Annotated in this window: 29 protein-coding genes; 19 read left to right on the top strand and 10 right to left on the bottom strand. The window is 71.0% G+C overall.

The window, feature by feature from the left end; genetic code table 11:
- Nucleotides 1–41 precede the first annotated feature (41 nt).
- Nucleotides 42–992, bottom strand: coding sequence for a ribosome biogenesis GTPase YlqF (ylqF, locus tag WDZ95_RS17870; protein ID WP_425780420.1), 951 nt, complete (start codon nucleotides 990–992; stop codon nucleotides 42–44).
- Between the two features lie 145 nt (nucleotides 993–1137).
- Here ylqF and WDZ95_RS17865 point away from each other — a divergent pair, with 145 nt between their 5' ends.
- Nucleotides 1138–1620, top strand: coding sequence for an SRPBCC family protein (locus tag WDZ95_RS17865; RefSeq protein WP_425780418.1), 483 nt, complete (start codon nucleotides 1138–1140; stop codon nucleotides 1618–1620).
- Between the two features lie 18 nt (nucleotides 1621–1638).
- Here the strand turns inward: WDZ95_RS17865 and gshA are convergent, their stop codons facing one another.
- Entirely contained in the window at nucleotides 1639–3207 is a 1569-nt protein-coding gene (gene gshA, locus WDZ95_RS17860; RefSeq protein WP_425780416.1) for a glutamate--cysteine ligase, read from the bottom strand.
- A gap of 35 nt (nucleotides 3208–3242) precedes the next feature.
- The gene (locus WDZ95_RS17855; protein WP_425780414.1) at nucleotides 3243–4229 is read right to left on the bottom strand and encodes a tRNA dihydrouridine synthase; all 987 of its coding nucleotides are present in this window, start codon (nucleotides 4227–4229) and stop codon (nucleotides 3243–3245) included.
- A gap of 34 nt (nucleotides 4230–4263) precedes the next feature.
- Between WDZ95_RS17855 and WDZ95_RS17850 the strand changes: the two genes are divergently transcribed.
- From WDZ95_RS17850 to WDZ95_RS17825, 6 genes are all read left to right on the top strand, one after another.
- Nucleotides 4264–4947 (top strand): RluA family pseudouridine synthase, encoded by a 684-nt coding sequence (locus WDZ95_RS17850; protein ID WP_425780412.1) that lies wholly within the window; start codon nucleotides 4264–4266, stop codon nucleotides 4945–4947.
- 10 nt (nucleotides 4948–4957) lie between these two features.
- Nucleotides 4958–5737: an SDR family NAD(P)-dependent oxidoreductase gene (locus WDZ95_RS17845; RefSeq protein WP_425780410.1), complete on the top strand. Its 780-nt coding sequence runs from the start codon at nucleotides 4958–4960 to the stop codon at nucleotides 5735–5737.
- 23 nt (nucleotides 5738–5760) lie between these two features.
- Nucleotides 5761–6324 (top strand): histidine phosphatase family protein, encoded by a 564-nt coding sequence (locus WDZ95_RS17840; protein ID WP_425780408.1) that lies wholly within the window; start codon nucleotides 5761–5763, stop codon nucleotides 6322–6324.
- A 60-nt stretch (nucleotides 6325–6384) separates the two neighbouring features.
- Entirely contained in the window at nucleotides 6385–7569 is a 1185-nt protein-coding gene (gene bktB / locus WDZ95_RS17835) for a beta-ketothiolase BktB (RefSeq protein WP_425780406.1), read from the top strand.
- 107 nt (nucleotides 7570–7676) lie between these two features.
- Complete coding sequence (locus tag WDZ95_RS17830; RefSeq protein WP_425780747.1) at nucleotides 7677–8699, top strand: methionine synthase; 1023 nt, start codon at nucleotides 7677–7679, stop codon at nucleotides 8697–8699.
- Nucleotides 8696–9889, top strand: coding sequence for a serine hydrolase domain-containing protein (locus WDZ95_RS17825; RefSeq protein ID WP_425780404.1), 1194 nt, complete (start codon nucleotides 8696–8698; stop codon nucleotides 9887–9889). The genes WDZ95_RS17830 and WDZ95_RS17825 overlap by 4 nt, the downstream gene beginning before the upstream one ends.
- Nucleotides 9890–9913: 24 nt before the next feature.
- On the opposite strand, the gene WDZ95_RS17820 is transcribed toward WDZ95_RS17825, so the two are convergent.
- Both WDZ95_RS17820 and WDZ95_RS17815 read right to left on the bottom strand, forming a co-directional pair.
- A complete protein-coding gene (locus WDZ95_RS17820; RefSeq protein WP_425780402.1) occupies nucleotides 9914–10816 on the bottom strand; it encodes a c-type cytochrome in 903 nt (300 codons plus the stop codon).
- A gap of 108 nt (nucleotides 10817–10924) precedes the next feature.
- Nucleotides 10925–11500, bottom strand: a complete 576-nt coding sequence (locus tag WDZ95_RS17815) for a DUF2889 domain-containing protein (protein WP_425780400.1) — start codon at nucleotides 11498–11500, stop codon at nucleotides 10925–10927.
- Nucleotides 11501–11595: 95 nt separating this feature from the next.
- Here WDZ95_RS17815 and WDZ95_RS17810 point away from each other — a divergent pair, with 95 nt between their 5' ends.
- From WDZ95_RS17810 to WDZ95_RS17800, 3 genes are read left to right on the top strand one after another with little or no spacing between them, the layout of a single operon-like run.
- The gene (locus tag WDZ95_RS17810; RefSeq protein ID WP_425780398.1) at nucleotides 11596–12123 is read left to right on the top strand and encodes a cupin domain-containing protein; all 528 of its coding nucleotides are present in this window, start codon (nucleotides 11596–11598) and stop codon (nucleotides 12121–12123) included.
- Between the two features lie 50 nt (nucleotides 12124–12173).
- Nucleotides 12174–12467, top strand: a complete 294-nt coding sequence (locus WDZ95_RS17805) for a BrnT family toxin (RefSeq protein WP_425780396.1) — start codon at nucleotides 12174–12176, stop codon at nucleotides 12465–12467.
- Entirely contained in the window at nucleotides 12454–12774 is a 321-nt protein-coding gene (locus tag WDZ95_RS17800) for a hypothetical protein (protein WP_425780394.1), read from the top strand. Before WDZ95_RS17805 ends, WDZ95_RS17800 begins: the two co-directional genes overlap by 14 nt.
- Before the next feature lie 10 nt (nucleotides 12775–12784).
- Here WDZ95_RS17800 and WDZ95_RS17795 read toward each other — a convergent pair whose 3' ends face one another.
- Entirely contained in the window at nucleotides 12785–13192 is a 408-nt protein-coding gene (locus tag WDZ95_RS17795; protein WP_425780392.1) for a YkvA family protein, read from the bottom strand.
- Nucleotides 13193–13196: 4 nt separating this feature from the next.
- A complete protein-coding gene (locus WDZ95_RS17790; protein ID WP_425780390.1) occupies nucleotides 13197–13940 on the bottom strand; it encodes a 2OG-Fe dioxygenase family protein in 744 nt (247 codons plus the stop codon).
- Between the two features lie 85 nt (nucleotides 13941–14025).
- Here WDZ95_RS17790 and WDZ95_RS17785 point away from each other — a divergent pair, with 85 nt between their 5' ends.
- Nucleotides 14026–14835: a DUF2189 domain-containing protein gene (locus WDZ95_RS17785; RefSeq protein ID WP_425780388.1), complete on the top strand. Its 810-nt coding sequence runs from the start codon at nucleotides 14026–14028 to the stop codon at nucleotides 14833–14835.
- Here WDZ95_RS17785 and WDZ95_RS17780 read toward each other — a convergent pair.
- The 3 genes from WDZ95_RS17780 to WDZ95_RS17770 form a co-directional block, all read right to left on the bottom strand.
- A complete protein-coding gene (locus WDZ95_RS17780) occupies nucleotides 14823–15182 on the bottom strand; it encodes a hypothetical protein (protein ID WP_425780386.1) in 360 nt (119 codons plus the stop codon). The genes WDZ95_RS17785 and WDZ95_RS17780 overlap by 13 nt on opposite strands.
- Before the next feature lie 97 nt (nucleotides 15183–15279).
- Nucleotides 15280–15534 carry a hypothetical protein gene (locus WDZ95_RS17775; RefSeq protein WP_425780384.1) on the bottom strand — a complete coding sequence of 85 codons (255 nt, stop codon included), beginning with the start codon at nucleotides 15532–15534 and terminating at the stop codon, nucleotides 15280–15282.
- 15 nt (nucleotides 15535–15549) lie between these two features.
- On the bottom strand, nucleotides 15550–17271 hold the full coding sequence (locus tag WDZ95_RS17770) for a long-chain fatty acid--CoA ligase (protein WP_425780382.1): 1722 nt from the start codon (nucleotides 17269–17271) through the stop codon (nucleotides 15550–15552).
- A 350-nt stretch (nucleotides 17272–17621) separates the two neighbouring features.
- Between WDZ95_RS17770 and WDZ95_RS17765 the strand changes: the two genes are divergently transcribed.
- From WDZ95_RS17765 to WDZ95_RS17730, 8 genes are all read left to right on the top strand, one after another.
- Nucleotides 17622–18659 (top strand): amino acid ABC transporter substrate-binding protein, encoded by a 1038-nt coding sequence (locus WDZ95_RS17765; RefSeq protein WP_166224164.1) that lies wholly within the window; start codon nucleotides 17622–17624, stop codon nucleotides 18657–18659.
- Between the two features lie 123 nt (nucleotides 18660–18782).
- Nucleotides 18783–19955 (top strand): amino acid ABC transporter permease, encoded by a 1173-nt coding sequence (locus WDZ95_RS17760; protein WP_425780745.1) that lies wholly within the window; start codon nucleotides 18783–18785, stop codon nucleotides 19953–19955.
- 4 nt (nucleotides 19956–19959) lie between these two features.
- Complete coding sequence (locus tag WDZ95_RS17755; protein ID WP_425780380.1) at nucleotides 19960–21063, top strand: amino acid ABC transporter permease; 1104 nt, start codon at nucleotides 19960–19962, stop codon at nucleotides 21061–21063.
- A gap of 10 nt (nucleotides 21064–21073) precedes the next feature.
- Nucleotides 21074–21817, top strand: coding sequence for an amino acid ABC transporter ATP-binding protein (locus WDZ95_RS17750; protein WP_425780378.1), 744 nt, complete (start codon nucleotides 21074–21076; stop codon nucleotides 21815–21817).
- 53 nt (nucleotides 21818–21870) lie between these two features.
- A complete protein-coding gene (locus WDZ95_RS17745; protein WP_425780376.1) occupies nucleotides 21871–22923 on the top strand; it encodes a glycerophosphodiester phosphodiesterase in 1053 nt (350 codons plus the stop codon).
- 13 nt (nucleotides 22924–22936) lie between these two features.
- Nucleotides 22937–23215: a hypothetical protein gene (locus tag WDZ95_RS17740; RefSeq protein WP_425780374.1), complete on the top strand. Its 279-nt coding sequence runs from the start codon at nucleotides 22937–22939 to the stop codon at nucleotides 23213–23215.
- Nucleotides 23216–23254: 39 nt separating this feature from the next.
- The gene (locus WDZ95_RS17735; protein WP_425780372.1) at nucleotides 23255–23668 is read left to right on the top strand and encodes a hypothetical protein; all 414 of its coding nucleotides are present in this window, start codon (nucleotides 23255–23257) and stop codon (nucleotides 23666–23668) included.
- A gap of 76 nt (nucleotides 23669–23744) precedes the next feature.
- On the top strand, nucleotides 23745–25103 hold the full coding sequence (locus WDZ95_RS17730; protein ID WP_425780370.1) for a hypothetical protein: 1359 nt from the start codon (nucleotides 23745–23747) through the stop codon (nucleotides 25101–25103).
- Nucleotides 25104–25105 lie beyond the last annotated feature (2 nt).

Here is a 25105-nt window from a genome sequence, read left to right as displayed (position 1 = left end):
CTTGCGGGCGCCTGCCGCCTCACGCCTTGATGCGGATCAAGTCAACGGCGGCGTGGCCGTCCGCGAGGCCGCTCGTCGCCGAAGCGCTCGCGTTTCAAGCGCTGGCGCTCGGCATCGGCGGCCTGGCCGGCCTTGAGCCAGGCCAGGTACTGCTCGGGAGTTTCGAGCGTGATGCGCCCCATGAGCGCGGCGCGGAAATCGGCGATCACGAGTTCGGCGGCCTTTTGCGCATCGACCCGGCCGCCGCTCACCAGCGCGCCGCGCTGGCGGCCGATGGCTTCGAGCAGTTCTTCGGCGGGCCGGTCCGCGAGCGCGGCGTCGCTGTCGCCCAGCGGGTAGCGCGCACGCAGCAGGCCGGGATAAGCGAGCTTGAGGTTGTCGAGCAGTTCGAGCGCCACCTCCTGGTCGTCGTAGGCGTTGCGGCCCACGGCGCCACTGGCCGCCAGGTGGATGCCGCTTTGCGGCACCACGATGCGCGGCCACAGCACGCCCGGCGTGTCGAACAGGTACACGTCGTCGGCCAGCGCCACGCGCTGCTCAGTGCGCGTCACGCCGGCCTCGTCGCCGGTCTTGGCCGAGCGCTTGCCCATGAGCGTGTTGATCAGCGTGCTCTTGCCCACGTTGGGCACGCCGCAGATCAGCACCCGCAGCGGCTTGGCCATGCCGCCACGGTTGGGCGCGAGTTCGCGGCAGGCGGCCACCAGCGCACGCGCGGGCGCGGTGTGGCCCGCGTCGAGGGCGATGGCGCGCGTGCCCGGCTGCGCGTTGTAGTGCGCGAGCCAGGCCGCCGTGCGCTCGGGGTCGGCCAGGTCCTGCTTGTTGAGCACCTTGAGCGTGGCGCGCTTCTTCGTGAGGTCGGCAAGCAGCGGGTTGGCGCTCGAGCCGGGCAGGCGCGCGTCGAGCATCTCGATGACGACGTCGATGGTCTTCACGCGGTCGGCGATGGCCTGGCGCGTGAGGTGCATGTGACCGGGGAACCACTGGACGCTCATGGGGGTGCGGGAAACGGGGCGGTGGGCGAAGGGGCGGGGGTCGCATTGTGCCCTGGGTAAGCCCGCAGGCGCCCGGCCCGGGGAGTCTGCCTAGAATGACCGGCGCCCGATTCCCCTTCGCACCGCTGCTGCACGAAAGGCACCCATGGCCATCACCGTCAAGATCGACCTCGGCTACGAATTCGCCGTCAAGGCCAAGGCCGCCGACGTGTTCAAGCTGCTGTCCGACGTGCCCGCGTCGGTGGCGCACTTTCCCAAGGTCGAGAAGCTCACCGACCTGGGCGGCGGTGCCTACCAGTGGGAGATGGAGAAAGTGGGCACCGCGCAGGTGAACATCCAGACCGTGTACGCGAGCAAGTACACGAGCAAGTTCGACGCCGCCAAGGGCACCGGCAGCGTGAAGTGGAACCCGGTGAAAGGCGTGGGCAACGCCCAGGTGGGCGGCCACTGGAAGATCAGCGATCAGGGCAAGTCGACCGCGCTCGAACTCGCGATCGAGGGCACGGTGGACGTGCCGCTGCCCGGCCTCATGAAGATGGTGGTGGCCCCGGTGGTCGAGGCCGAGTTCGAGAAGCTGGTCGACAAGTACATCGCCAACCTCGTCAAGAAATTCGGCGGCGAGGCCTGAGCCCGCGCCGCCCCACACTCACACCGTGACCGCGCCCAGCGCCGGCGCTGCGGCGCGCGCGCGGCCCAGGCGGTCGGCCGACACGTATTCCTGGCGGTAGATCTCGAACGGCAGGCTGTCGTTGGCCTCGATGTCACGCTGGTCTTCGATCGAGCGTTCGGCCATGGCCACGAAGCGGGCCTGTTGCGCCTCGCTCCAGGGCAGGGCCAGCAGCTGCTCGTGCGTGCGCTGCGATTGCGCGCGCACGAAGCCGATGAAGGAATCGCCGTGCTCGTTCGCCATGGCCTTGAGCACTCGCGCCGAGGGCAGCAGGTCGGGCTGGCGCAGCGAGCTGCGCGCATGCGCCACGGCGAGCGCATGGGCGTCGGTGCCGCCCAGATCGTCGAGCGCGTCGGCGATGGGCTGCAACTGCTCGATGATCTCCAGGCCCCAGTCGGTGAGCTTCACGGGCGCGCCGCGGCGCAGCAGTTCCAGCCCGGGCTCGCGGCCGCGCGCGGCGGTCAGGTGCTGGTTCTGCGCGAGCTCGCGGATCTCGCCCGGCGTGTCGGGCGGACTGTCGGCGAGCAGGCAGTGCAGCAGGAACACGTCGAGGAAGCGCAGCGTCATCGGGTCGATGCCGATGGGCTCGAAGGGGTTGAGGTCCATCAGCCGGACCTCGATGTACTCGACCCCGCGCTCGCGCAGCGCGTGCAGCGGGCGCTCACCCGGGAAGATGACGCGCTTGGGGCGGATGGTGCCGTAGAACTCGTTTTCGATCTGCAGCAGCGTGGTGGCGAGCTGGTTGTAGTCGCCACCGGGGTTGCGGATGCCCACGGTTTCGTAGGCCGGCCAGGGCCGCGTGAGCGCGTCGTGCAGCGAGGCCGCATACCCTTCGAGGCCGTTGTAGCTCACGGCCAGCGTGCCCTGGGCTTCGCTCTGGTAACCGAGCCGGCCCATGCGCAGCGAGGTGCCGTGCGGCATGTACAGCGTGCCGCTCGCGCCGAGCTTCTGCAGCTCGTGGGGGCGGCCTTCCACGAAGCTCGAACACACGGCCGGCGAAGCGCCGAACAGCGTGAGCAGCAGGAAGGCGTGGCGGCGGAAGTTGCGGATCAGCGCGAAGTAGCCGTCGTTGTCCACGCCGGGCAGCGACCAGTTGTAGTGGATGCCCGAGATGGTCTGCATGCGCCGGCCATAGCGGTGGCCCAGGCCCATGCGGTAGACGCTCTTGGCGCGGCCCACGTTGGACGTGCCGTAGCGGCCGATGGGAATCGTCTCGTCGGGCGGCAGGCCGCAGGGCATGCTCGACACCCACAGGCGCTCGTCGCCCTGGGCCTTGAGCGTGCGCAGCACGAACTGGTGCACCTCGGTGAGTTCGGCCAGCATGCTTTCCACGCTGGCGTGCACGCCGGTGATGAGCTCCAGCTGCGACTCGCTGTAGTCGGTGGTGATGTGGGGGTGGGTGAGCGCACTGCCCAGCGCCACGGGATGCGGCGTGAGCGCCAGCTTGCCGTCAGGCTGCGAACGCAGGCTTTCCTTCTCGAGCCCGCGGCGCATGCCGCGCAGGCGCTCGGGGCCGAGGGCGGCCAGCCGTTGTGGCAGGGAAGACATAGGGGCGAAGGGTCTGGCGGAACGGGGGCCGGAAGTTAACACGGTTGCGCGCTTCGTGCTTCGGCCGCTTCCGGGCGGCCCCAGCGCTGCTGGGCCTGCTCGATCCAGGCCGCGATCGCCTCGGGATCGTGGTGTAGGCGCAGCTCGTCGAAGGCCTGTTGCGCCGCCGCGTGGCGGTGCCGCAGGTAGTTGAGCCACTGCTTGAGCCGGCCCGCGCGGTGGCGCCGCTCGACGCGCGCGCTCACGCGGGCCCAGAACAGCGGCAGCAGCGGCACGATGCGCGACCACGGCACCGGCTCGCCGCCCTGGATGGCGTGCGCGAGCCCGGGGTCGGTGATCTGGCCACGGCCGATCATGAGGTGCTCGCAGCCCGTGAGCGCGCGGCAGCGCGCGGCGTCCTCGGCGGTCCAGACCTCGCCGTTGGCGATCAGCACCGGGCGCTTGGCGGGCAGCGCCTGCGCCACCTGCGCGATGCGCGCCCAGTGCGCGGGCGGCTTGTAGCCCTGGGCCTTGGTGCGCGCGTGGATCACGAGCTCGTCGGCGCCGGCCTCGGTGATGGCGAGCGCGTTGTCTTCGGCGCGCGCGTCGTCCAGGTAACCCAGGCGCATCTTGGCCGACACCGGCACCTGCGCCGGCACCGCGCGCCGCACCGCGGCCACGATGCGACCCACGAGCTCGGGCTCGTCGAGCAGCACCGCGCCGCCGCGGCTGTTGTTCACGGTCTTGGCCGGGCAGCCGAAGTTCAGGTCGATGCCCGGCGGGTTCAGCGTGGCCAGGCGCGCGGCGTTCTCGGCCAGCAATTGCGGGTCGGAGCCGAGCAGTTGGGGCCGCACCGGCACGCCGGCCGCGGTGCGCCCGCCGTTGAGCAGCTCGGGCACCACACGGATGAAGGCGCGCTCGGGCAGCAGGGTGTTGGTGATGCGGATGAACTCGCTCGTGCAGCGGTCGACGCCGCCCAGGCGCGTGAGCACATCGCGCAGGGTGGCGTCGAGCAGTCCTTCCATGGGGGCGAGCAGCAACATGGGGGGATATTGTCCTCGGGGGACAATGTCCCCCATGACCGGCCTGCCCACGCCCACCGCCCTCGCCCTGTCCGGCGGCGGGCTCACGCTCGTCCACGAGGACGCGGCCTTCGTGGTGCTCGACAAACCCGCGGGCCTGCTCGCCGTGCCCGGCCGCGGCCCCGACAAGCAGGACTGCCTGAGCGCGCGCGCCCAGGCGCGCTGGCCCGACGCGCTGGTGGTGCACCGGCTCGACATGGCGACCTCGGGCCTGGTGATCCTGGCGCGCGGCCTGGCCATGCAGCGCGCGCTGTCCATGCACTTCGAAAAGCGGCGCGTGCACAAGCGCTACACCGCGGTGGTGGCTGGCGAACTGCGCAACCCCGACCCGGCCAACGGCTGGCAGACCATCGAGCTGCCGCTCATGATCGACTGGCTCAACCGGCCGCGCAGCATCGTGCACGCCGAGCACGGCAAGCCCAGCCTCACGCGCTGGCGGCTCGCCAGCCCCCAGCACGGCCCCGGCACGCGGCTCGAGCTCGAACCCGTCACCGGCCGCACCCACCAGCTGCGCGTGCACCTGCAGGCCATCGGCCACCCCATCGTGGGCGACCCGCTGTACGCCAGCGAGGCCCAGCGCGCGCTCGCCGACCGCCTGCTGCTGCACGCGGGCTGGCTCGCACTGCCCCACCCCGTGAGCGGCGCGCCGCTCGAATTCCACAGCCCCTGCCCTTTCTGAAGCCCTCACCATGACTGCCCCCCACCACCTCACCGTGCTCACCGGCGCCTCGCGCGGCATGGGCCTGGCCATGGCGCGCCAGCTGCTCGCGCCCAACCGGCTGCTGCTGTGCCTGTCGCGCCAGATCAGCGCCGAGCTGCAGGCCCAGGCCGACGCGGCCGGCGCACCGCTGGTGCAGTGGTCGCAAGACCTGGCCGACACCGCGGGCGCGCGCGAGCGCCTGGCCAACTGGCTCGCCAGCCTGCGGCCCGCCGAAATCGCCAGCGCCACGCTGATCAACAACGCGGGCGTGATCCCACGCATCGGCCCGATCGACGACTGCCCGCCCGAGCAGCTCGCCAACGCGCTGCGCGTGGGCCTGGAAGCGCCCATGCAGCTCACCGCGGCCTTTCTCGCGGCCACGCGCGCCTGGGCCGAGGCGGGCTGGTCCGGCCCGCGCAAGGTGCTCAACATCTCGTCGGGCCTGGGCCGCAACGCCATGGCCGCGCAGGGGCCCTATTGCGCGGCCAAGGCCGGGCTCGACCACTTCACGCGCTGCGCCGCGCTCGACGAAGCGCATCACCCGCGCGGCGCGCGCCTGGTCTCGCTCGCGCCCGGCGTGATCGACACCGACATGCAGCAGCAGCTGCGCGCGGGCGACCCGCAAGGCTTTCCCGACCGCCAGCGCTTCGTCGATCTGCGCGAGAAAGGCCTGCTGAGCACGCCCGAGGGCGCGGCGCAGCGCGTGCTGGCCTGGCTCGATCGACCCGACTTCGGTCAGCACCCCGTTGCCGACGTGCGCGACGCCTGAACCCCGCCACCCCCGAGGAGCCCATGCTGCAACGACGCCGCTTCATCGCCGCCACCGCCCTGCTCGCCGCGGGCGGCGCCCGGGCGCAGAACCGCGACTTCTGGACCCTGCTGCGCGAAGGCGCCAACGTGGTGCTGATGCGCCACGCGCGCACCGAGCCCGGCGTGGGCGATCCGCCCGGGTTCCGCCTGGGCGAATGCGGCACGCAGCGCAACCTCAGCGCCGAAGGCCGCGAGCAGGCGCGACGCGTGGGCGAGGCCTTCCGGCGCGAAGGCATCCGCCTCGACGAGGTGCGCAGCAGCGCCTGGTGCCGCTGCATCGACACCGCACAGCTCGCCTTCGGCCGCCACACGGTGTGGGCGCCGGTCAATTCCTTTTTCGACGGTGCGGGCGAGCGCGACGCGCAGACGCGCGCGGTGCTCGCGGCCGTGCGTGGCCTGCGCGCGCCCGCCAACTGGATGCTCGTGACCCACCAGGTCAACATCACCGCGCTCACGGGCGAGAACCCCGCCATGGGCGAGGTCTTCGTGGCGCGGCCCGAGGCCGATGGCCAGCGCCTGCGCGTGCTTGCGCGACAGGCCTTCTGATCCGCGCGGCTTAGGATGCCGCGTTCCCCTTCCCCGATCGATTCCCTGGAGAAAACCGACATGTCCACAGACGTCTTCGTCGTCAGCGCCGTGCGCACCGCCATCGGCACCTTCGGCGGCAGCCTCAAAGACAGCCCGCCCACCGCGCTCGGCGCGCTCGTGGTGCGCGAATCGCTCGCGCGCGCCCAGGTGAGCGGCGACGACGTGGGCCACGTGGTGTTCGGCCACGTGGTCAACACCGAGCCGCGCGACATGTACCTCTCGCGCGTGGCCGCGCTCGACGGCGGCTGCGCACAAGGCACGCCGGCCTTCAACGTGAACCGCCTGTGCGGCTCGGGCCTGCAGGCCATCGTGTCGGCGGCGCAGAGCATTCTGCTGGGCGACGCGAAGATCGCCATCGGCGCCGGCGCCGAGAGCATGAGCCGCGCGCCCTATGCCAGCCTGAACACGCGCTGGGGCGCGCGCATGGGCGACACCCAGCTCGTGGACATGATGGTCGGCGCGCTGCACGACCCCTTCCACACCATCCACATGGGCGTCACGGCCGAGAACATCGCGGCCAAGTGGGGCATTGCCCGCGACGAGCAGGACAAGCTCGCGGTCGAGAGCCACAACCGCGCCCAGCGCGCCACCGAGGCCGGGTACTTCAAGGACCAGATCGTTCCCGTGAAGCTCAAGACCCGCAAGGGGGAGGTCGCCTTCGACACCGACGAGCACTTCCGCGCCAACGCCACGCTCGAAGACATGGCCAAGCTCAAGCCGGTGTTCGTGAAAGAGAACGGAACCGTCACCGCGGGCAATGCCTCGGGCCTGAACGACGCTGCCGCGGCCGTGGTGCTCATGAACGGCGCCGAGGTGAAGGCGCGCGGCCTCAAGCCGCTGGCGCGGCTGGTGGGTTACGCACATGCGGGCGTGGACCCGAAGTACATGGGCATCGGCCCGGTGCCGGCCACGCAGGCCGTGCTCAAGAAGACCGGGCTGAGCATCCGGGACATCGACGTGGTCGAGGCCAACGAGGCCTTCGCGGCCCAGGCCTGCGCGGTGATCCGCGACCTCGGCCTCGACCCCGCCAAGGTCAACCCCAACGGCTCGGGCATTTCGCTCGGCCACCCCATCGGCGCCACCGGCGCGCTGATCACCGTGAAGGCGGTGCACGAGCTGCAGCGCACCGGCGGGCGCTACGCGCTGGTCACCATGTGCATCGGCGGCGGCCAGGGCATTGCCGCGGTATTCGAGCGCGCGTGACGCGCACCCCCGCCGCGCTGCGCGCGACCCCCTCCAGGGGGCGGCGCCAGCGGCCCGGCAAAGCCGGTTCCGCGGCACCTCTCGACAGGAAATCAGGAGACAAGATGCTGTTCACCACCGCCATCGCCGGCAGCCTGCCCAAACCCGCCTGGCTCGCCGAAACGCAGAAACTCTGGCCGCAGTGGAAGGCCGAGGGCGCCGAGCTGCAGCAGGCCAAGGCCGACGCCACGCTGCTGTGGATCAAGGCGCAGGAAGACGCCGGCCTCGACGTGATCGGCGACGGCGAGCAGGCGCGCCAGCACTTCGTGCACGGCTTCGTGGAACACGTGGAAGGCATCGACTTCATCAACAAGGTGAAGATGGGCATCCGCAACAACCGCTACGACGCCCTGGTGCCGCAGGTGGTGGCGCCCTTGAAGCTCAAGGGCCGCGTGCACGCCTTCGAGGCGCAGCTCGCGCGCCAGCACACGAAGAAGCCGCTCAAGTTCACGCTGCCCGGCCCCATGACCATCGTCGACACCGTGGCCGACCGCTACTACGGCGACAAGGTGAAGATGGCCATGGCCTTCGCCGAACTGCTCAACCAGGAAGCGCTGGCGCTGCAGGCCGATGGCGTGGACATCATCCAGTTCGACGAACCCGCCTTCAACGTCTACATGGCCGAAGCGGCCGACTGGGGCGTGAAGGCGCTGGAGCGCGCCGCACAGGGCCTGACCTGCAAAACCGCCGTGCACATCTGCTACGGCTACGGCATCGAAGCCAACGTGAAGTGGAAGGAAACCCTGGGCGAAGAATGGCGCCAGTACGAGCAGGTGTTCCCCGCGCTCGCGAAGAGCCGCATCGACCAGGTGAGCCTGGAGTGCTTCCACTCGCACGTGCCGCCCGAGCTGATGGCGCTGCTGCAGGGCAAAGAGGTGATGGTGGGCGTGATCGACGTGGCCAGCGACACCGTGGAAACGCCCGAGCAGGTGGCCGAGACCATCGGCCAGGCGCTGCAATACGTGCCGCGCGACAAGCTCATCGCCTGCACCAACTGCGGCCTGGCGCCCATGAGCCGCGAGGTGGCCCTGGCCAAGCTCGACGCGCTGGCCAAGGGCGCGGCGCTGGCCCGCGAGCGCTACGGCCGATGAGCACCCACGGCCTGCCCGTGGCCACCCCGGCCGAACAGGGCCTGTGCCCCGAGCGCACGCAGCACATCGTGCGCTGGCTGCAGCACGAGGTGGAGCGCGGTCGCCTGCCCGGCGCGCAGTTGCTGATCGCGCGGCGCGGCCGGGTGGTGCTCGACGCCTGCGTGGGCCGCCGCGACCCCGGGCGCGACGAGCCCCTGCGCCCCGATGCGATCTACCGCATCTACTCCATGACCAAGCCCATCGTCTCGGTGGCGGCCATGCGCCTGGTGGAACAGGGCCGCCTGCAACTGAGCGACCCGGTGGGCCAGTACATCCCCGGCTTCCTGCGCCAGCAGGTGGCCGTGCCCGGCCCGCATGGGGTGGCGCTGGTGCCCGCCACCCGGCCCGGCACCGTGCAGGACCTGCTGCGCCACACCGCCGGCCTCACCTACGAGTTCACCGGCAACGGGCATGTGAACGCGCTCTACGCCCAGGCCGGCCTGGGCCGGCGCGACCAGACCAACGCCGAACTCTGCGAACGCCTGGCCGCCCTGCCCCTGGCCCACCAGCCCGGCAGCGCCTGGGCCTACAGCCGCGCCACCGACGTGCTGGGCCGCGTGATCGAGGTGGTCACCGGCCAGGGCCTGGGCGATCACCTGCGCGAAACCCTGCTGCACCCGCTGGGCATGCACGACACGGCCTTTCACGTGCCGCCCGATCGGCACCACCGCATCGCCGAAGCCTTCGGGCACGACCCCGACGGCGGCGTGCAGATGCCCCTGCACGACCCGCGCGAAGTGCCCCGGCTCGAAATGGGCGGCGGTGGGCTCATGTCCACCGCGCACGACTACGCGCGCTTTCTGCAATGCCTGTTGAACGGCGGCGAACTCGGTGGCGTGCGCGTCGTGTCGCCGCACACCCTGGCGCTCATGACAGCCGACCACCTGGGCGCGAGCGTGCCCCACGCCGACAACCCGCTGCTGCCCCCCGGCCACGGCTTCGGCCTGGGCTTTGCGGTGCGCACCGCAGCGGGCGAGGCGGCGGTGCACGGCTCGGTGGGCACCTACCACTGGAGCGGCATCGGCGGCACGCACTTCTTCGTCGACCCGGCGCTCGACCTGTTCGCGGTCTTCATGGCGCAGGCGCCGAACCAGCGGGTGCACTACCGGGGCGCGATGCGCGGCCTGGTGTATGGGGCCGTGGTGGCCTGAGGGCGGCGGGCCCGCTTCGCGCGCTCAGCCGGGCAGGCCCTTCAGGTACAGGTGCAGCGCCCTCAGGTCGGTCTCGCTCATGGCGCGCAGCGACTCGAAAGGCATCACCTTCACCACCGTGCCGTCGGGCCGCTGGCCGCTGCGGAACAGCGCGATCAGCGCCTCGGCATCGGGGTAGCGCCCCATCACGCTGCCCTCGCCCGGTTTGAGCCGCGAGGCCGGCGGCCAGTCGGGCGGGCCGCCGGGGATCTTGCCGCCGGCCAGCGAAGCGCCGTGGCAGCCGATGCACATGTTGGCCACGTAGCGGCCGTGTTCGAGCGTCACACCCTCGGGCACGGGGGCTTGCGGGGGCAGCGAGTGGTCGATCTTGGCCGCGGCGTCTTTGATGGCGCCGAAGCCATAGAGCGCCTTCACGGGCGGCGGCAACTTCACCACCGCGCCCTGGCCGCTTTGCGGGGGCAGCGCGCGGATGTGGGCCACGAGCGCGGCCAGGTCGTCGTCGGTGAAGCGGTTGTAGTCCTCGCTCGGCATCACCATCAACGCGCGGCCCTGCGGGCTCACGCCATGGCGGATGGCGCGCACCCAGTCGATCGGCTGGTAGGCCGCCACCACGCCGCCCGGGCCGGGGGTGATGTTGGGGCCGGCGATGACGAGGCCGCCCTCGTCGGCAAAGGTGCGGCCGGCGCCGTTGGCGCCGTGGCAGTCCACGCAGCCGCGCGAGGCGTACAGGTAGCTCCCGCGCTCCAGCGCAACGGCGTCGCTGCGGTAGGCCACGGCCTGCAGGCCGGGCAGCTCCACGCGGCGTTGCATCTTGCGTTCGGCCAGGAACAGGCCGGTGGCCAGGGCCGCGGCCGCCAGCAGCAGCACGCTGCCCAGGCCGATGCCCAGCACGCGCCACCAGCGCGTGCGTTTTGCGTTGTTGGTCATGTTTTCACCCCTCCTCGTTGGGTGGAGCGATTGCACGCCGGCCGCTCGCGCGGCGTCAACCCATGGCGGCGGGAGAAAGGCGCCCGCAACGCCGGGTTAAGCAATTTTTCAGGTCGCGCCCTGGTCCGCGGGCTCGCGCGGGGCCGGCGGCCGCCAGCGGAAGAACATGGGGTAGACCTTCTCCACCACCGGGCCGTCGAAGTCCCACGAGCGGCACTGGCCCAGGTGCGGCGGCGGCCGGCCGTCGCTGCTGAGCGAGAACGAGCCCACGCGCGTCTGCATGGCGGCCGTGGCCAGGTTGAACAGCAGCTCGCGCAGGTGGGTGCAGCCCTCGATGCCGCCCAGGTGCCGCTGGATGGTGTGGCGCCAGCCCTTGCCCAGCACCTCGCCCACCATGCGCTGCATGGGCGGCAGCGCCTGCGGGCAGGGCTGGTGCGGGAACGCGTCCATGGCGACGTCAATGGCGCGGATCACCATGGCATCGTCGAAGGTGACGCGGATGCGCATGTGGTGCACCGGCTCGCCGCCCTTCCACTCGCGCTCGCCCTTGATGTGGAAATCGAAGGGCTTGCTGTCGTGCAGCTCGCCTTCGATGTCCCACAGGCCGTCTTCGCGCTGGAAGCCCTGGTAGGTGACGCGGCGGGTGTGCATGGCCTTTCGCGGTGCGGGGTCTGGCAGGGGCAAGGCGGGTCTCCGTGGGGGCTGCGGGAAAACCCGCGATTGTCGGGCCATCGCGCCCGCGCCGCTGGCACACTCGCGTCATCCCCGAGGAGCACCCCATGGCCCACGAGCACCACCCCGACGACGCCCACCCGCACGGACATGCCCACGACCACGACCACGGCGAGCCGCGCTGGAAGCACGACGGCGTGCGCGTGGTGCCCGGCAACCAGCTCGACGGCAACGTGCCCTCCACCCCGGGCATGGACCGCAAGGCGGCGATCAACTTCGCGCGCGTGGGCGCGCAGAAGCTCTGGGCCGGTACCGTCACCATCCACCCCGACGCCAAGACCGGCGCCCACCACCACGGCCACCTCGAAAGCGTGATCTACGTGGTCAAGGGCCGCGCGCGCATGCGCTGGGGCGATCAGCTCGAGTTCACCGCCGAGGCCGGCCCGGGCGATTTCATCTACGTGCCGCCCTACGTGCCGCACCAGGAGATCAACGCCAGCGCCGACGAGGTGCTCGAATGCGTGCTGTGCCGCAGCGACGGCCAGGCGGTGGCGGTCAACCTCGACATCGAGCCGGCCGAGAAGCCCGAGACGGTGCTGTGGGTGGACCCGACGCACCCCACGGGCGGGGTGTGAGGCGACGTGACGGTGTGTGCCGAAAAGGCACACATGCCTAGAATGCGGCCATGAAGCCGTTTCGGTGGAGTCCCGAAAAGAACGCTGCCCTGCTGGCCCAACGCGGCGTCTCATTCGAGGCCATCGTGGTGGCCATCGAGAATGGCGGCCTGCTCGACATCGTGGTCCATCCCAACGCCTCGCGGTACCCGGGCCAAAAGATCCTTGTTGTGGCACTCGATGGCTATGTGCACCTGGTGCCCTTTGTGCCAGACACCGATCACAGCTTCCTCAAGACCATCATCCCCAGCCGAAAAGCCACGCGCGACTACCTGTCCCTCGGAGCCAACGATGCCCAAGCTTGACGCCTACGAATCGGATTTGCTGGCTGCCTTCGAGAAGGGACAACTCAGATCGGTGGCCACGCGCAGCGAACTGGCCAAGGCGCGTGCAGCGGCCCGTGCCACGTCCATCAAAGACCGACGCGTGAACATTCGCCTGACGTCGGGCGATCTGCAGGACATCCAGACCAGGGCCCTGGAAGAAGGCATGCCCTACCAGACGCTGATCGCCAGCGTGCTGCATAAATATGCGACGGGCCGGCTCGTCGAGGTACGGACCGAAGAACCGGCACCACCGGCCTACGGCAGCGGCCGTCGACGCAAAGGCTGAAGCGCTCCGCTCAGGCGCCCGCGCCGTCCCACGCGCGCCAGCCCAACCACCCCAGGCCCGCCAAGGCCAGCACCCACAGGCCCACGATCACTGCCGCTCCCAGGCGGCTGCGCGGCCGCGCGTGGCCCGCGGTCTGCCAGGCATCGGCCTCGGCGCGCGCGTCGCTGAGCACCTGGGGCGGCAGCAGCCGCAAGGCCAGCGCGATCAGCAAGGGCAGCAGCAGCGCGTCGTCGAGCAGGCCCAGCACCGGGATCGCATCGGGGATGAGGTCGATCGGGCTCAGCGCGTAGCCCACCACCATCAGCACCAGCAGCTTCACCGCCCAGGGCGTCTGCGGGTGGCGGCGGGCGAACCACAGGGTCATGGCGTCGCGCTTGAGGCCGCGCGCCCACTGCTTCAAGCGCGCGATCGCGCCCATGGTCTCAGCCGCCCTGGAAGCCGCCGGCGCGCAGCGTCACCACCAGCGTGTCGCGCCAGCCGTGGCCCTCGGGGTCTTCGGGCTGGATGGGCGTGCTTTCGTGGATCACGCGCGGGTCGTCGAGCAGCAGCAGCGACCACGGGTCGCGCAGCGTGAAGCGCTGGCCATTCGGGCCGTTGGCCTCGAACACGCGGCTTTCACCGCCCTTGATCGCGTGGCGCCCCACGAGGAACACCGCCACCAGGTCCACGCCGTCGCGGTGAGCGCCCTCGGGCGTGGGGCGGCCGATGCCGTCGGTGGTGTCGATGCGGAACGGGTGGGCCTCGACGTACCAGGGCTGCGCGCCGCGCAAGGCGTCGGCCGAGGCGGCCAGGCGCTGCAGCAGCCGCGTCCAGGCGGGCGCAGCCACCATGGCCGGCTCCATGGGCTCGAACCAGCGCTGCATGCCGCCGTGCAAGGCGTTGTATTCCACCGGCTGCCAGTGGGCGCGGTGCGGCACCGGCTGCACCCGCCCACCGTCCACCACGAAGCAGCTGTGGCGGCGCTGGCGGTAGCGGCCACCGTCCTTGAGGTAGCCGTCCGCCACCAGGCGGTCCCAGTGGGGTTCGAGCGCCTTGAGCTCGGCCAGCGGCACGCCGATCCAGGCCGCGGTGTCTTCACCGCTGAGCAGGCCCACACCGCGCTCGCGCAGCGCGGTGTCGATGGCGTTGGGGGAAAGGTAAGGGGGCGAAAACTCGGCGGCGGACATGCCGGCAAGTGTAGGCCGGCGACCCCGGGCCTTCCCCGGGTAAGCCCTTGGCCGCGTGCGCGCGCGGCGGTGGCCCAATCGGCCCATGAACGCCGCCACCGACCCCACCCCGCCGCCGCCCGGGCCGGCGCCCGCCGCCATCGGCCCGCGCGTGGCCGCGCTGCGCGCCAGCGACCCCTGGCGCTGGTTGCGCGCGGGCTGGGCCGACTTCGTGCGCTGCCCCGGCATCGGCCTGTTCTACGGCGCGTGTTTCCTGGCCATGGGCCAGGCGCTGCTGTGGGTGTTCCGCGCCGCGCCGGCCTATGTGCTGGCCCTGTCGGCGGGCTTTCTGCTGGTGGGGCCGCTGCTGTGCCTGGGGCTCTACCACGCCAGCCGCGTGCTGCAACGCGGCGGCACGCCGCGGCTGGGCGACTCGCTGGGTGCCTGGTGGCCGTCCAAGGGCACGCTGGCCATCTTCGGCGGCGTGCTGCTGATTCTGGAGATGCTCTGGGGCCGCGCCTCGCTCGTGGTGTTCGCGGTGAGCTTCAACAGCATGCCCGATCCGCAGCGCCTGCTCGGCCAGCTGCTGTCGGGCGAGAACCTCGAATTCCTCATCACCTGGTGCTCGGTGGGCGCGGTGTTCGCGGGCCTGATCTTCGTCACCAGCGTGGTGAGCATTCCCATGATCCTCGACCGCGGCACCGACGCGATCACGGCCGGCCTTACGAGCATCCGCGCCTGCCTCGAGAACCCGGGCGTGATGCTCGCCTGGGGCGCGCTGATCGTGCTGCTCACGGGCGCCGCGCTGGCGCTGCCGCTGATGGCGGGCCTGCTCGTGGCGGGGCCGGTGCTCGGGCACGCGAGCTGGCACGCCTACCGCAGCGCGGTACCGGCCGATCCGGCTCAGGCGCCGTAGGAGCGGTCGCGCCGGTCGCGGCGCGTCGACGAGAGCAGCGAGGTCTCGATCAGGCCTTCGAACAGGGGCTGCAGGGCCATCACCTGGTCCATCGCGGCGCGCTCGTCCTGGGCGCGGCACAGCCACTGCAGCAGGTCGGGCCGCATGAACCACAGGGCCCGCGCCGACTCGGCCACCAGCAGGCGGTGGCGCAGCTGCTCGGCCTCCCAGTTGCTGGCGTCACCCACCAGCTCCAGCATGGCTTTTCGCACCCGGGCCAGGCGGTAGGGGTCGTCGTCGCGCCGGGAATCCGTGCCGTGCAGCCGCTGGGCCACGGTGTCGAACAGGGTGGAAATGAATTGCTTCATGTTGTGGGGTACGGCGCGGTGCAAGCGACGTCCGGCACACAAGGGCCGACGCGCGGCGACATTCCAGCACAAAACGCGCGACTTGTAACGGGCGTTGTCACCGTTTCGGGGCGTTCGTGGTCTTTGTCTCGCCGGCATCGCTTTCGCGCCACAAGCGGGCAAGCAACCACCAGCTCAGCAGGCTGTTGGTGAGGGCGAGCAGCCCCAGCGCCAGGCGCAGCCCCGGCGGCGGTTGCCGCACCTGGATGAACAGCACCAGCACACTGGAGAGCACCTGGAAGCCGAGCATGAGCCAGAACAGGCCATTGCGCGGTTGCCACAGGCGGCGGATGGCTTGGACGAGGGACGGCATGGGCCGCGATTGTGCCTAGGCGATGGGCGCCGCGGCGCGTGCGGCCTCCTGCTCCTGCAGCCAGCGCCACATCACCTTGCCGCTGCCGCTCTTGGGCAGCGCGTCCACGAACTGCACCTCGCGCGGCGCCTTGTAGACCGCCATGTGCTCGCGACACCAGTCGAGGATGTCCTGCTCGCTGGTGCGGCCGCGGGCGTCGGCACGCAACACCACCACGGCCTTCACGCTCTCGCCGCGGTAGGCGTCCTGGGTGGCGATCACGCAGGCCTCGGCGATCGCGGGGTGCTTGAACATCAATGCCTCGACCTCGGCCGGCCAGACCTTGAAGCCACTGGCGTTGATCATGCGCTTGAGGCGGTCGGTGATGAAGAAGTAGCCGTCCTCGTCGACGCGCCCCAGGTCGCCCGAGCGGAAGAAGCGCTTGCCCTCGAAGGTGATGAAGGCCGCGGCCGTGGCGTCGGGGCGCTTCCAGTAGCCATCGAACACCATGGGGCCGTGGATGATGATCTCGCCCGCCTCGCCGGGCGGCATTTCCCGCAGCGTGTCGGGGTCGACGACGCGCGCATCGCAGCTCATGAAGGGAATGCCCAGGCACTGCTGCTTGGGGTGGTCGGGCGGGTTGTTGTGCGAGGGCGCCGCGGTTTCGGTCAGGCCATAGCCCTCGACGAAACGCAGCCCGAACTGCTCGAGCAGGCGCTGCGCCACCGCCTGCGGCATGGCCGCGCCGCCGCCGCCGATGTAGACCAGGCTGGAGAGGTCGTACTGGTCGAAGCGTGGGCTGGCCAGCAGGTCGATCACCATGGTGGGGATGTTGGTCCAGTTGGTCACGCGCCAGCGCGAGATGAGCTGCCCGGCCAGTTCGCGGTCCCAGCGCGGCATCAGCACCATGGTCGAGCTGCTGTAGATGCCCGCGTGCATGCCCGCCACCATGCCGGTGATGTGGAACAGCGGCACCACCACCAGCGACACCGTCTCGGGCGAGGTGGTGCCCCAGAGGTTGGCGGCCACCGCGTTGTGCATGAGGGTGCGGTGCGGGTGCATGCAGCCCTTGGGCAGGCCGGTGGTGCCGCTGGTGTAGGGCAGCACGGCGAGGTCGTCGGGACCGCGGTTGTGCGCCGGCAGCGGGGCGGTGCAGGCCAGGGCCTCGGCCCAGTCGGCCACGCTGCCGCCCGGCAGCACGGGCCGTTCATGGCGGCTGCCCAGCCAGGCCTGCCAGCCCGGCGGAACCTCGGCCGCGGGCCCCATGGCGTCGCCGTAGTGCGCCACCACCAGGTGGTGCAGGCGCGCGCCTTCGGGCACGCCATCGTTGGCCTTCAGCAGTTCGCCCGCGAGATCGGCGGCGCAGATGGCCACCCGGGCATCGGGATCGGTGATGTAGTGCCCGAGCTCGTCGGCCTTGTTCATGGGGTTCACCGGCACCACCACGGCATTGGCGCGCAGCACGGCGTAATACGCCACGATCCACTGCGGGCAGTTCTGCATGAACACGATCACGCGGTCGCCGTCCTGCACGCCCTGGGTGCGCAGGTGCGCCGCCAGGCGCTCGGCCTGCGCGAGCAGCTCCGCGTAGGTGGTCTGCCGGTCGAAGAACACCAGCGCGGGCTTGTGCGGGTAACGCAGCGCGCTGACCACAAGGTTGTGCCAGAGCGAGGTGGCGGGCGGTTGCAGCGCGTGCGGCAACCGGCGCGGCCAGACACGGTGGTGGGCGCGCGCGGGCGCGGACGGGGCGGCTTGCATGGCGGCTTGTCTCCTGTCGTGGCGCCTTGTGTACAGGCCACAAGGCCTAGGCGTCTGGACAGCAGCATACGGTCGCCCGCTGCGAAACCGCATCGGGGTTTGTCGCAGCAGCGACCTAAGCCTCACGACCGGCGCGGTGGCAATGGCATGGAACGTGCTGACAATGCCGCCGACCGTGGCGAGCGGGGCCGGCCTGCCGATAAGTCGATAAAAGCTTTGCATGAGCCGCCCACGTAAACCCCGATCCCTCGCCCAAAAGGCGCGGACTACAGTGCCCCGCAGCCGCTCCCGCACCGAACGGGTGCGAGGCGGTGGCCCGAGAAATCCCTTTCCCTACCCGGAGTGACCGCATGAAATCCCCCTCCCAGAAGCTGACCGCACTGGCGCTGTGCGCCGCCGCCACGCTGCTCGCCCTGCCCGCGCACGCGGGCAAGGACGTCGACGCCATCAAGAAGCGCGGCGAACTCAACTGCGGGGTCAACACCGGCCTGCCGGGCTTCTCGGCCGCCGACAGCCAGGGCAAGTGGAGCGGCATGGACGTGGACGTGTGCCGCTCGGTGGCCGCGGCCCTGCTGGGCAACGCCGACAAGGTGCGCTACGTGCCGCTCACGGCGCAGCAGCGCTTCACGGCCCTGCAGTCGGGCGAGATCGACCTGCTGGCCCGCAACACCACCTGGACCCTCACGCGCGACGCTTCGCTGGGCCTGACCTTCACGGGGGTGAACTTCTACGACGGCCAGGGCTTCATGGTGCCCAAGAAGCTCAAGGTCAACAGCGCCAAGCAGCTCAAGGGCGCCACCGTCTGCGTGCAATCGGGCACCACCACCGAGCTCAACCTGACCGACTACTCGCGCGCCAACAACCTGGGCCTCAAGCCCGTGGTGTTCGAGAAACTCGAAGCCGCGCTGGCCGCCTACGCCTCGGGCCGCTGCCAGGCCTACACCACCGACGCCTCGGGCCTGGCCTCGTCGCGCGCCAAGGACATGGCGGTGCCCGACGACCACGTGATCCTGCCCGAGCTGATCTCCAAGGAACCCCTGGGCCCGGCCGTGCGCCGCGGTGACGACGACTTCGCCGCCATCGTGCGCTGGGTGGGATTCGCGCTGATCGAGGCCGAGGAATACGGCATCACGCAGGCCAACGTCGACCAGCTCAAGAGCTCCAGCACCAACCCCTCGGTGATGCGCATCCTGGGCATGGGCAACGAAGACACCGGCAAGCTGCTGGGTCTCGACAAGGAATGGGCGTACCGCGCCATCAAGGCCGTGGGCAACTACGGCGAGCAGTTCGAGCGTCACGTCGGCCCCAAGACGCCGATCCAGCTGCCGCGCGGCGTCAACAACCTCTGGACCAAGGGCGGCGTGCTCTACGCCCCGCCGATCCGCTGAGCGCCACCCGCGGGTGAGGCCGCCGCGGCGGCCCCACCCGCCTTCTCCGGTGCGTTCGCGGCGGCGCTGGCCGTGGCGGACGCCTTTCGTGTCCGCCCTTCAACGGCGAGGTCCATCTTGACCATCCCCGCATCCCCCCCTCCCCATTCCCGACGCTGGTCGCTCAACAGCCGTGCCACGCGCGGCGTGATCTACCAGGTCATCGCGCTGGCGCTGCTCGCGCTCGGCCTGTGGTACCTCGCGCACAACACGCAGCTCAACATGCGCGCGCGTGGCATCCAGAGCGGCTTCGATTTCCTCGGGGCCAACGCCGGCTTCGACATCGGCGAGAAACTGATCGACTACGACCCCAGCCAGAGCTACGGCAAGGCGATCTGGGTCGGCGTGCTCAACACCGTGAAGGTGGCCATCGCGGGCATCGTGTTCACCACGGTCCTGGGCGTCATGCTGGGCGTGGGCCGTTTCTCGCGCAACGCGCTGGTGCGCGGCCTCTGTTACGGCTACGTGGAAGCCTTCCGCAACGTGCCGCTGCTGCTGCAGCTGCTCATGTGGTACCTGGTGTTCATCGAACTGCTGCCCGCGGCCAACGAGGCCTGGGCCTTCGGTGGCCTGGTGTTCCTGAGCAAGGGCGGCCTGTCGTTTCCATGGCCCACCACGGGCGTGGGCGCGGTGCTCGGCGGGCTCGCGGTGGGTGCGGTGGCCGGCGTGTTCTGGCGCCGCCGCGTGCAGCAGCGCTTCGAGGCCACGGGCCAGGATGGCGACCGCTTCTGGGCGCCGCTGGCCATGCTGGTGGCCTTTGCCCTGGTGGGCTGGGTCGTGGCCGGCATGCCGCGCGCCTGGAGCGTGCCCGAGCAACTGGCCTTCATGGTCGACGGCGGCATGGCGCTCACGCCCGAGTTCATGGCCCTGCTGATCGGTCTCACCATGTACACCGCGTCCTTCGTGGCCGAGGTGGTGCGCGGCGGCATCCAGTCGGTCAGCCGCGGGCAGGACGAGGCCGCTTCCGCGCTGGGCCTGAACCCGCGGCAGAAGATGAAGCTCGTGGTGCTGCCGCAGGCCATGCGCGTGATCATCCCGCCGCTCACCAACCAGTACCTGAACCTCACCAAGAACTCCTCGCTCGCAGTGGTGGTGGGCTATCCCGACGTGGTCTCGATCGCCAACACCACCATCAACCAGAGCGGGCGCGCCGTCGAATGCATCGCGATCATCATGCTGGTCTACCTGAGCACCTCGCTCACGACCTCGCTGGTGATGAACGCCTACAACCGCCGCATGGCGATCAAGGAGCGCTGATCCCATGAGCGCACAGTTCCAACCCATCGCGCCGCGGCCGTCGCCGCTGCGCCAGTCGGGCCCCGTGGCCTGGGCCCGACGCAACCTCTTCGCCGACTGGCGCTCCACCGCCACCACGCTGTTCATCGCGCTGCTGCTGGTCTGGGCCCTGCCCGGCCTGTGGCGCTGGATCATCGCGGGCGCCGTGTTCCGACCCGACGCCGACGCCTGCCAGGCCGCGCGCGGCGTGGGCGCGTGCTGGGGCGTGGTGGCCGAGAAGTACCGCATCATCCTGTTCGGCCGCTACCCCTTCGACGAACAATGGCGACCGCTCGTGGCCACCCTGCTCGTCATCGGCGGCCTGGTCGTGAGCTGCATGCGCGCCTTCTGGAAGCGCTGGCTGATCGCGCTGTGGATCGCCATCCTCGCGCTGTTCTTCACGCTCATGGGCGGCGGCGTGCTGGGCCTGTCACCGGTGCGCACCGAGCTCTGGGGCGGCTTTCCGCTGACCATCATGCTGTCGGTGATCTCGCTGTTCCTGGCCTTCCCGCTCGCCGTGGTGGTGGCCCTGGGGCGGCGCGCCAAGCTGCCCGCGATCCGCACCATCTGCGTGCTCTACGTGGAGCTGGTGCGCGGCGTGCCGCTGATCTCGGTGCTGTTCATGGCCTCGTTCATGTTCCCGCTGTTCGTGCCGCAGGGCGTCACGGTCGACGTGCTGGTTCGCGTGATCGCGGGCCTCACGCTGTTCATCGCGGCCTACATGGCCGAGACGGTGCGCGGTGGCCTGCAGGCCGTGCCCAAGGGCCAGTTCGAGGCGGCAGACTCGCTCGGCTTGGGCTACTGGCAGACGCAGCGGCTCATCGTGCTGCCGCAGGCGCTGTCCATGGTGGTGCCGAGCATCATGAACACCTTCATCTCGCTGTTCAAGGACACCTCCCTGGTCACCATCGTGTCGCTCTACGAGCTCACGGGGGCGCTGGCCCTGGCCCTGAACTCCGACGTGCAGTGGCGCCCGTTCAAGCTCGAGGCCTACTTCTTCATCACCCTCATCTATTTCTCGGGCTGCTTCGCCATGTCGCGCTACAGCCTGTGGGTCGAAAAACAACTGGCCGCCAGCAAGGCGCGTTGAAAGACAGAACATGAGCGAACCCATCATCCGATTCGACAAAGTCAACAAGTGGTACGGCAACGACTTTCACGTGCTGCGCGACATCGACCTCTCGGTCGCCAAGGGCGAGCGCATCGTGATCTGCGGCCCCTCGGGCTCGGGCAAGTCCACGCTGATCCGCTGCATCAACCGGCTCGAAGAGCACCAGCAGGGCACGCTCACGGTGGACGGCGTGGAACTCACCGACAACATCAAGGCCATCGACCAGGTGCGAAAGAACGTGGGCATGGTGTTCCAGCAGTTCAACCTGTTCCCTCACCTCACCGTGCTCGAGAACCTCACGCTCTCGCCGATGTGGGTGGGCAAGATGCCCAAGAAAGAGGCCGAAGAACGCGCCATGCAGCAGTTGAAGCGCGTGCGCATCGCCGAGCAGGCGCAGAAGTACCCGCTGCAGCTCTCGGGCGGCCAGCAGCAGCGCGTGGCCATCGCGCGCGCGCTGTGCCTCACGCCCAAGATCATGCTGTTCGACGAGCCGACCTCCGCGCTCGACCCCGAGATGATCAAGGAGGTGCTCGACGTGATGATCGAGCTCGCCAACCAGGGCATCACCATGCTGTGCGTGACGCACGAGATGGGCTTCGCCAAGGCCGTGGCCGACCGCGTGATCTTCATGGACCAGGGACAGATCGTCGAGCAGAACACGCCCGAGGCCTTCTTCAACAACCCGCAGAACGAGCGCAGCAAGGACTTCCTGTCAAAGATCCTCGGGCATTGACTTGAGACGGTCACCGCGCGGGCGCACAATGCCCGCGCATCAAGGAGACCGCCATGCCAACGCTGGAACCCGCACCCGCGCGCCGCCTCACCTGGCTGCGCTGGGGCTGCACCACCGCCCTGGGCCTGTCGCTGTGGTGTGCCGGCGCCGCCCTGGCCTTCGACCTGCAAGGCCACCGCGGCGCCCGCGCACTCGCCCCTGAAAACACGCTCGCGGGCTTCGAGCGCGCGCTGGCCATCGGCGTCAGCACGCTCGAGCTCGACGTGGTGCTCAGCGCCGAAGGCGTGCCCGTGATCTCGCACGACACCACGCCCAACCCCGACATCACGCGCGACGCCAGCGGCCGCTGGTTGCAGTCGCGCGGCCAGCCCTTCAACACGCTCACGCTCGCCCAGATCGCCGAGTTCGACGTCGGCCGCATCGTGCCCTCGAGCCGCTACGCGCGCGACTTCCCGCAGCAGCAGGCCGTGGACGGCGAGCGCATCCCCACGCTCGCATCGCTGTTCGAGCTGGTCCGCAAGCTGCGCGCCGATCACGTGCGCTTCAGCATCGAGCTCAAGCGCAACCCCGAGCGGCCGCACGAATCGCCCGCGCCCGAGGCCTTCGTGCAGGCGGTGATGGCGGTGATCCAGGCGCACGGCATGGCCGGGCGCAGCACGCTGCAGAGCTTCGACTGGAGCGTGCTCAAGGCCGCCCAGCGCCTGGCGCCCGAGATGCCGCTGTCCTTTCTCACCATCCAGCGCCCGCGATCGAACAACCTGGAAAGTGGGGTCTGGTCGGCCGGGGCCCAGCTCGCGCGCCACAAGGACGCGCCCGCCATGGTGGCCGCGGCCGGCGGCCGGCTCTGGTCGCCGAACTTCAACGACATCTCGCAGCGCCTGCTCGAACGCGCGCGCGAAGAAGGCCTGCGCGTGATTCCCTGGACGGTCAACGAGACCAGCGACATGGAGCGCCTGATCGACTGGGGCGTGGATGGCATCATCACGGACCATCCCGACCGGCTGCGCGCGGTGATGATGCGCCGCGGCCTGGTCCTGCCGCCCGCGGTGGAGCCCGCCCAGGCCTCCCAGGCCCCGCAAGCCGTGCGCACCGCAACCACCCACTGAGCCCCGCGCCCCCATGGACGACCCCCGACTGCACGCCGCGCGCGACACCCTGCAAGCGCTGCAGGCCGACCGCCTGCGCCCCCACGAGGCCGCCGAACGCCTGCGCGCGCAGACCGAGCTGCTGGCCGCGCTGCCGCCGCGCTTCACCGAAGTGCTCCACCAATTGCTCGACCGCCTGGAATCGAGCGCGCTGTTCGATGGCGAGAGCTGCTCGTTCAGCCACAGCGAACTGCACGCCCACCTGCAGGGCTGGCTGGAGCAGGCCGGCCGGCGCCTGGCTGCGGCCGCCTGAGCACGGAACTTCGCCGCCCCTGCGCCTATCATTCGCCCCATGCGTGCCGTCTGGATCGCCCTGCTCATCGCCCTGCTGCCCCTGCGCGGCTGGGTCGGTGACGCCATGGCCCTGTCCATGTTCGAGGCCCGCGGCCACGGCGCCACGGCCGTGGTGGCCACCGCCGACGCGGTCATCGCGCCCCACGACCAACGCCCTCACGAGCACCACGATCACCGCGACCACGGCAGCCCGCACGCCGCGCCGGCCCTGGCCGATGCGCCCGCCGACAACGACCACGGCCCCGCCGGCGCCCAAGCCCACCTGCTCTGCGAGGTCTGCAACGGCCCGGTCCTGAGCCCGCCCGCGTCCGCGGTCGCGGTCACCGCCATCGAGCACGCGCCACGGGTCGAGCGCCAGCAGCGTTTCGCCAGCCTGGCCCCGCGCCAGCCCACCAAGCCGCCCATCGCCTGAGGTTTCGCACCCTTGGTGCGTCCGCTCGACGCCGTCCGGCGCCGGGCGAACGCCGGTTCGACCTTCAGGAGACCCCATGAACACCCCCTTCCGTTCGGCGCCGCTGTGGTGGGCGCTGACCCTGGCCCTGCCCGCCTGGGCCGGGCCGCCCGACGACGCCCTGCGCGCCGCCGATCCCGACACCCCGGTGGCCGTGTCCACCCTGGTCCTGCCGCCCGCGCAACGGCTGGACACCCCCGACGGCCCGGCCGACCTGGCGGCCGCCCGCGCCCTCTGGCGCGAGGCCAACCAGCGCGTGGCCGAGTTCCCGCGCGGCCACATCGACCTGCTGCGCTGGGAAGCCGCACAGGCCGACACCCGCCCCGCCCCGGCCCGTGCGGCCAGCGCCACGCCCCTCGGCGTGGGCGAGGTCCTGCGTGCCTCGCTGCGCCTGCGGCCCGGGCTCTTCACCCACGCCGGCATGAACCCGCTGGAACAGGCGCGGGTGCGCATCGCCTACGCCGAGCACGTGCGCGAGGTGCAGCACGCCTGGATCGCCGCGGTGGCGGCGCGCGAGCGTGCCCGCCTGCGCGCCGCGGTGCTCGACGCCAGCCGCCAGGGCAGCGAGCTCGGCCGGCGCATGGTGCGCGTGGGCAACTGGCCCGCCGCGCGGCTGATGCAGGAGCAGGCCATCGAAGCCGCCGCCTGGCAGGCCAGCGCCGACGCCGAGCTGGCCGCGCGCGACGCGATCGAACGCCTGGCCGGCCTCATGGGCCTGTGGCAGGCCGAGGCCGTGGCGGCCCTGGCCGAGCGGCTGCCGCCCGGCCTGCCCGCGCTGCCCGAGCGCGCCGATGCCGGCCTGCCCGCCGACGGCGGCGTCGAGGCCGCCGTGCTGCGCGCCGACCCGCTGCTCGCGCTCGAACGCGAGCCCGCGCGCCGCGCCTTCGCGGCCCTGCCCGACGGCCGCTGGCGTGCCTGGGACAGCGCCCGCGACGCCGCGCTGCAGGCCCTGCCGGAGCCCGGCCAGGGCCCGGCCATGCCGCCGCACATCGACCAGCTCGGCCTGCTGCGTGATGCCCGCCTGCAGGAAGCCGAAGAACAGCGCGCCCGCCTGATCGCGCGTGCCAGCGAGCGCCGCGCCATGGCGCGCAGCGCCTGGGCCCGGCTGCAGGCGAGCCATGCGTTCGCGCAACACGCCGAGCGCCACATCGCGGGCCTGGCCGACGCGCAGCAGCAGGAAAGCCAGCAGCGCTACAACGGCATGTTCGACAGCACCTGGCAGTTGCTGGCCAGCGCGCGACAGCGCCTGGACGCGCTCGACACCGCGCAACAGGCGCGCGCCGCCGGGTGGCGCGCGCAGGCGAGCTGGCGGGCCCTGCTCGCGGGCGCGCCCTACCAGCCCGACACGGCCGCCCCCGCGGCGGCCGCCGCCCAAGCCGACGCCGGAGGCCACTGAAC

The organism is Hydrogenophaga sp. T2, assembly GCF_049843535.1.
Taxonomy (GTDB): domain Bacteria; phylum Pseudomonadota; class Gammaproteobacteria; order Burkholderiales; family Burkholderiaceae_C; genus Hydrogenophaga; species Hydrogenophaga crocea.
This window is presented reverse-complemented; position numbering and strand designations above follow the sequence as displayed.

Bases quoted from the DNA above. Each gene is read 5' to 3' on its own strand.
- WDZ95_RS17845 (WP_425780410.1), top strand. From the start codon at position 4,958: ATGACTGCCCCCCACCACCTCACCGTGCTCACCGGCGCCTCGCGCGGC.
- WDZ95_RS17825 (WP_425780404.1), top strand. From the start codon at position 8,696: ATGAGCACCCACGGCCTGCCCGTGGCCACCCCGGCCGAACAGGGCCTG.
- WDZ95_RS17820 (WP_425780402.1), bottom strand. From the start codon at position 10,816: ATGACCAACAACGCAAAACGCACGCGCTGGTGGCGCGTGCTGGGCATC.
- WDZ95_RS17805 (WP_425780396.1), top strand. From the start codon at position 12,174: ATGAAGCCGTTTCGGTGGAGTCCCGAAAAGAACGCTGCCCTGCTGGCC.
- ylqF (WP_425780420.1), bottom strand. From the start codon at position 992: ATGAGCGTCCAGTGGTTCCCCGGTCACATGCACCTCACGCGCCAGGCC.
- WDZ95_RS17810 (WP_425780398.1), top strand. From the start codon at position 11,596: ATGGCCCACGAGCACCACCCCGACGACGCCCACCCGCACGGACATGCC.
- WDZ95_RS17785 (WP_425780388.1), top strand. From the start codon at position 14,026: ATGAACGCCGCCACCGACCCCACCCCGCCGCCGCCCGGGCCGGCGCCC.
- WDZ95_RS17850 (WP_425780412.1), top strand. From the start codon at position 4,264: ATGACCGGCCTGCCCACGCCCACCGCCCTCGCCCTGTCCGGCGGCGGG.
- WDZ95_RS17730 (WP_425780370.1), top strand. From the start codon at position 23,745: ATGAACACCCCCTTCCGTTCGGCGCCGCTGTGGTGGGCGCTGACCCTG.
- WDZ95_RS17800 (WP_425780394.1), top strand. From the start codon at position 12,454: ATGCCCAAGCTTGACGCCTACGAATCGGATTTGCTGGCTGCCTTCGAG.
- gshA (WP_425780416.1), bottom strand. From the start codon at position 3,207: ATGTCTTCCCTGCCACAACGGCTGGCCGCCCTCGGCCCCGAGCGCCTG.
- WDZ95_RS17755 (WP_425780380.1), top strand. From the start codon at position 19,960: ATGAGCGCACAGTTCCAACCCATCGCGCCGCGGCCGTCGCCGCTGCGC.
- WDZ95_RS17865 (WP_425780418.1), top strand. From the start codon at position 1,138: ATGGCCATCACCGTCAAGATCGACCTCGGCTACGAATTCGCCGTCAAG.
- WDZ95_RS17770 (WP_425780382.1), bottom strand. From the start codon at position 17,271: ATGCAAGCCGCCCCGTCCGCGCCCGCGCGCGCCCACCACCGTGTCTGG.
- WDZ95_RS17780 (WP_425780386.1), bottom strand. From the start codon at position 15,182: ATGAAGCAATTCATTTCCACCCTGTTCGACACCGTGGCCCAGCGGCTG.
- WDZ95_RS17745 (WP_425780376.1), top strand. From the start codon at position 21,871: ATGCCAACGCTGGAACCCGCACCCGCGCGCCGCCTCACCTGGCTGCGC.
- WDZ95_RS17735 (WP_425780372.1), top strand. From the start codon at position 23,255: ATGCGTGCCGTCTGGATCGCCCTGCTCATCGCCCTGCTGCCCCTGCGC.
- WDZ95_RS17790 (WP_425780390.1), bottom strand. From the start codon at position 13,940: ATGTCCGCCGCCGAGTTTTCGCCCCCTTACCTTTCCCCCAACGCCATC.
- WDZ95_RS17740 (WP_425780374.1), top strand. From the start codon at position 22,937: ATGGACGACCCCCGACTGCACGCCGCGCGCGACACCCTGCAAGCGCTG.
- WDZ95_RS17840 (WP_425780408.1), top strand. From the start codon at position 5,761: ATGCTGCAACGACGCCGCTTCATCGCCGCCACCGCCCTGCTCGCCGCG.
- WDZ95_RS17855 (WP_425780414.1), bottom strand. From the start codon at position 4,229: ATGTTGCTGCTCGCCCCCATGGAAGGACTGCTCGACGCCACCCTGCGC.
- WDZ95_RS17775 (WP_425780384.1), bottom strand. From the start codon at position 15,534: ATGCCGTCCCTCGTCCAAGCCATCCGCCGCCTGTGGCAACCGCGCAAT.
- WDZ95_RS17765 (WP_166224164.1), top strand. From the start codon at position 17,622: ATGAAATCCCCCTCCCAGAAGCTGACCGCACTGGCGCTGTGCGCCGCC.
- WDZ95_RS17750 (WP_425780378.1), top strand. From the start codon at position 21,074: ATGAGCGAACCCATCATCCGATTCGACAAAGTCAACAAGTGGTACGGC.
- bktB (WP_425780406.1), top strand. From the start codon at position 6,385: ATGTCCACAGACGTCTTCGTCGTCAGCGCCGTGCGCACCGCCATCGGC.
- WDZ95_RS17795 (WP_425780392.1), bottom strand. From the start codon at position 13,192: ATGGGCGCGATCGCGCGCTTGAAGCAGTGGGCGCGCGGCCTCAAGCGC.